Source organism: Caulobacter sp. (genome assembly GCF_035254145.1).
Taxonomy (GTDB): Bacteria; Pseudomonadota; Alphaproteobacteria; order Caulobacterales; family Caulobacteraceae; genus Caulobacter.
Genome location: NZ_DATFAV010000020.1, coordinates 1 through 4,460, shown reverse-complemented (window position 1 = coordinate 4,460; position 4,460 = coordinate 1). Strand labels below are relative to the sequence as shown.

General features: G+C 70.8%; 4 protein-coding genes. 2 read left to right on the top strand and 2 right to left on the bottom strand.

Annotation, left to right across the window (positions count from 1 at the left end):
• A partial coding sequence (gene hutU / locus VJ655_RS01085) for a urocanate hydratase (protein ID WP_324097523.1) occupies nt 1-1,635 on the top strand: 1,635 nt, incomplete at its 5' end.
• A 111-nt stretch (nt 1,636-1,746) separates the two neighbouring features.
• On the opposite strand, the gene VJ655_RS01080 is transcribed toward hutU, so the two are convergent.
• Together VJ655_RS01080 and VJ655_RS01075 are read right to left on the bottom strand one after the other, a co-directional pair.
• A complete protein-coding gene (locus VJ655_RS01080; RefSeq protein ID WP_324097522.1) occupies nt 1,747-3,294 on the bottom strand; it encodes a glycine betaine ABC transporter substrate-binding protein in 1,548 nt (515 codons plus the stop codon).
• Nucleotides 3,287-4,051, bottom strand: a complete 765-nt coding sequence (locus tag VJ655_RS01075) for an ATP-binding cassette domain-containing protein (protein WP_324097521.1) — start codon at nt 4,049-4,051, stop codon at nt 3,287-3,289. Before VJ655_RS01075 ends, VJ655_RS01080 begins: the two co-directional genes overlap by 8 nt.
• 149 nt (nt 4,052-4,200) lie before the next feature.
• Here VJ655_RS01075 and VJ655_RS01070 point away from each other — a divergent pair, with 149 nt between their 5' ends.
• Nucleotides 4,201-4,353 (top strand): hypothetical protein, encoded by a 153-nt coding sequence (locus VJ655_RS01070; protein WP_324097520.1) that lies wholly within the window; start codon nt 4,201-4,203, stop codon nt 4,351-4,353.
• Nucleotides 4,354-4,460 lie beyond the last annotated feature (107 nt).

Below are 4,460 nucleotides of genomic sequence, written 5' to 3'. Positions count from 1 at the left end.
CGCCCCGCCACCGGAACCGCGCTTTCCGCCAAGTCCTGGCCGACCGAAGCGCCGCTGCGGATGCTGATGAACAATCTGCATCCCGACGTCGCCGAGCGGCCCGAGGAGTTGGTCGTCTACGGCGGCATCGGCCGCGCGGCGCGCGACTGGGAGAGCTTCGACAAGATCGTCGAGACCCTCCGGCGGCTCGACGACGACCAGACCCTGCTGGTGCAGTCCGGCAAGCCGGTCGGCGTCTTCCGCACCCACGCCGACGCGCCTCGGGTGCTGATCGCCAACTCCAACCTCGTGCCCCGCTGGGCCACCTGGGAGCACTTCAACGAGCTCGATAGACGAGGCCTGGCCATGTACGGCCAGATGACCGCCGGCTCGTGGATCTATATCGGCGCCCAGGGCATCGTGCAGGGCACCTACGAGACCTTCGTCGAGATGGGCCGGCAGCACTATGCGGGCGACCTATCCGGCAAGTGGCTGCTGACGGCGGGCCTGGGCGGCATGGGCGGGGCCCAGCCGCTGGCGGCGGTGATGGCCGGGGCCTCGTGCCTGGCCGTCGAGCGCCAGCCCTCGCGGATCGAGATGCGCCTGCGCACCGGCTATCTCGACAAGTCCACAGACAACGTCGACGAAGCCCTGGCCTGGATCGAAGAGGCATGCGCCGCGAAGACTCCGATCTCGGTCGGCCTGCTGGGCAACGCCGCCGAGCTGCTGCCCGAGCTCTACGGGCGCGGCGTCCGGCCCGACCTGCTGACCGACCAGACCAGCGCCCACGATCCGGTCAACGGCTACATCCCGGCCAGCTGGAGCCTGGACCAGTGGAACGGGGCCCGCGAGCGCGATCCGGCCGGTGTCGCCAAGGCGGCTCGTGCTTCGATGGCCATCCACGTGCGCGCCATGCTGGACTTCCAGAAGGCCGGCGTCCCGACCGTCGACTACGGCAACAACATCCGCCAGATGGCGCTGGAGGAAGGCGTGGCCAACGCCTTCGATATCCCGGGCTTCGTGCCAGCCTATATCCGGCCGCTGTTCTGCCGGGGGATCGGCCCGTTCCGCTGGGCGGCGCTGTCGGGGGATCCCGAGGACATCGCCCGCACCGACGCCAAGGTGAAGGCGCTGATCCCGGACAATCCGCACCTGCACAACTGGCTCGACATGGCCGCCCGCAAGATACAGTTCCAGGGCCTGCCGGCGCGGATCTGCTGGGTGGGCCTGGGCGACCGCCACCGCCTGGGCCTGGCCTTCAACGAGATGGTCGCCAAGGGCGAGCTGAAGGCCCCGATCGTCATCGGCCGCGACCACCTGGACAGCGGCTCGGTCGCCTCGCCCAACCGCGAGACGGAGGGCATGAAGGACGGCTCGGACGCGGTGTCGGACTGGCCGCTGCTGAACGCCCTGCTCAACACCGCCTCGGGCGCGACCTGGGTGTCGCTGCATCACGGCGGCGGGGTCGGCATGGGCTTCTCGCAGCACGCGGGCATGGTGATCGTCTGCGACGGCACCGAAGCGGCGGCCAAGCGGATCGAGCGCGTGCTGTGGAACGATCCGGCGACGGGCGTGATGCGGCACGCGGATGCGGGCTACGAGATCGCGATCGACTGCGCGCGGGAGAAGGGGCTGGACCTGCCGGGGATTCTGTAAAGGCCAAGGATCCTCCCCCGCGTCGCGGGGGAGGTGGCCCAGAGGGCCGGAGGGGGCCAGCTCGGCCTCGCTCCAGCTAGCCCCCTCAGTCGCTCCGCGAGAGCTCCCCCGCTAGCGGGGGAGCATCTCCGCCGCCTCGGCCGGGCTCTTCTTGCCGCTATCCCGATCCACCGCATAGTTCGCCGTCTGCATCGCCTTGACGTCGATGCTACCGCCCAGCGGCCTCAGCGCCTCGATCAGCCGCCGGTCCCCTGCCCGCTTCGGCGAGACCAGGATCACCGCGTCGTAGGGCGGCAGGGCGCCCTTCGGATCACTCAGCAGCACCAGGTCATCCGCCGCGATCCGGCCGTCGGACGAGAAGGCCGAGATCACGTCGGCCTCGCGACTTTCCAGGGCGCGATACATGAACGTCGGCTGGAACTGGCGTTTGCTCTTGAATCGCAGGCCGTAGGCCTTCTCCACCGCCGCCCATTCCGGCCGCGAGAAGAACTCCAGGTCGCCGCCCATGGTCAGCTGCGGCGCCTTAGTCGCTAGGTCGGCCAGGGTCTTCACACTCAGCGCCTCGGCGCGGTCACGCCGCATGGCCAGGGCGTAGGCGTTCTCGAAGCCGAGGGGAGCCAACAGCACCACGCCGTCGCGGGCCTTGAGCTCGGCGCGCAGGCCGTTCAACACCGCCTGGCGGCCGGGATTGTCCCGACGGTTCAGGATGTTGGCCCACAGCGTCCCCGAATAATCGACATAGGCGTCGATCTCTCCCGCCGCGAGGGCGCGGTAGGCGACGGCCGAGCCAAGGTTCACGCGCCGCTGCACGCTCGCGCCCTGCGCCTCCAGCCGCCCCGCCATCAGCTCCACCAGGATGTACTGCTCGGAGAAGTTCTTGGCCCCGATGACATAGGCCGGCCGGTCTTGCGACAGGGCCGCCCCGGCCAGGGGCGCCAGGGCCGCCAGGAGACCGATCACTAGTCCCACGCCGCCGGCCCACAGCCGCTTGCCGTCCCGCCGCGCCACGCCGCCTTCGATCAGACCCAGCAGGCCGTCGACCACCAGGGCCAGGCCCGCCGAGGCCGCGCAGCCGACCAGCACCGCCACCCAGTCCTCGGTCTGGAGCCCGGAGAAGATGTAGTCGCCCAGCGAGGTCTGACCGACGGGCGTGGAGAGCGTCGCCGCCCCGATGGTCCAGACGGCCGCCGTACGCACGCCGGCCATGATCACTGGCGCGGCCAAGGGAAGTTCGACCCGCCACAGCCGTTGGCGGTCGGTCATGCCGACGCCGCGCGCGGCCTCGACCACGGCCGGGTCGACCCCGGAGACGCCCGCCGCCGCGTTCCGGAGGATCGGCAGCATCGAATAGAGGGTCAGGGCCAGCAGCGACGGCAGGAAGCCCAGGGCCGGAAAGCCATGGCCCAGCACCTTGGCCGCCAGACCCGAGAGCAGCAGCAGCACCGGATAGAACAGCGCCAGCAAGGCCAGGCTCGGGATGGTCTGGACGAGGCCCGCCGTGGCCAGGGCGATCCACTTCAAGCGCGGGCTGCGCGCCGCGGCGATCCCCAGCGGCAGGGCTATGGTCAGGCCCAGCGCCAGGGCCGCGGCCGAGAGGGCGACATGCCAACCGAGACGCTCGGGCAGGAGGGCCAGCGCGGCGTGAAGACGATCAGCCACGGGCCAGCTCCGCGAGGCGCTCGGCCTGCTGGCGCGGGGCCGCGATCAGCTCGGCGACGACCGGATCGTCGTGGCCAGCCAGCAATTCCCGGGGCGAGGCTTTCGCCAGCACCTGGCCGCCCGCCATCACCACGACCTCGTCGGCCAGCAGCAGCGCCTCGCCGACGTCATGCGTCACCATCACGGTGGTCAGCCCCAGGGCCTCGTGCAGCCGCCGGACGTCGTCGGCCAGGGCGACGCGGGTCACCGGGTCCAAGGCGCCGAACGGCTCGTCCATCAGCAGGATCGACGGCCGCGCCGCCAGGGCTCGCGCCACGCCCACCCGCTGGCGTTGACCGCCTGACAGCCGCGACGGGGGGCGGCCCGCGACCTCGCGCGGCAGGGCCACGAGGTCGAGAAGTTCGTCCACCCGCACGGCGATCTCGGCGGCCGGCCAGCCCAGCAGCTCCGGCGTGATCCCGATGTTCTGGGCGACGGTCATGTGCGGGAAAAGGCCGATCTCCTGGAAGACATAGCCAACGCCTCGCCGCAGCTCCGGTCCCGGCCGGGCGGCGACGTCCGCGCCCTCGATCAGCACCCGACCGGTCGTCGGGGCCTGGAGCCCGTTCATCAGCTTCAGCAGCGTGGTCTTGCCCGCGCCGGAGCCGCCGACCAGGGCCACGAAGCGGCCCTTGGCGATCGTCAGGGTGGTCGGCGCCAAGACCATCTGGCCGCCGTAGGTCTTGCTGGCCCGGTCAAGGACGATGGCGTCGGTCATGCGGGCTCCGGGCGGCTCGGGAATCGACCTTCGCCCGTTCCAAGCCCGGAATCAAAGCCTGGGGTGCGACAAGGCGGCGCGCGACAGGTCGCCCGGTTCGCGCAGGCCGAGTCAATCTCGACCATGGGCTCATGGTTAAGGAGCGTCTCATGCCTGTCGCGTCGCAAGCCCGTCCCTTCGATCCCCGCGCCCGCCGACCGCGCCAATGGCCGCTCGGCTTCGCGGTGCTGCTGGCGGCGGTGCTGAACGCGATCGTGTGGGGCGGCCTGTTCTCGGTGGCCCGGGCGTTCCTGCGTTTGTGAGCGTAGCGTACCGCTTTCTTTCTCCCCCTAAGCAAACTCAAGGCCGCGCCCGATCCGGACGCGGCCTTTTTTTGTGGGAGCACCGTCGCCCCAACAACCCCGCCCTC

Bases quoted from the DNA above. Each gene is read 5' to 3' on its own strand.
- VJ655_RS01075 (WP_324097521.1), bottom strand. From the start codon at position 4,051: ATGACCGACGCCATCGTCCTTGACCGGGCCAGCAAGACCTACGGCGGC.
- VJ655_RS01070 (WP_324097520.1), top strand. From the start codon at position 4,201: ATGCCTGTCGCGTCGCAAGCCCGTCCCTTCGATCCCCGCGCCCGCCGA.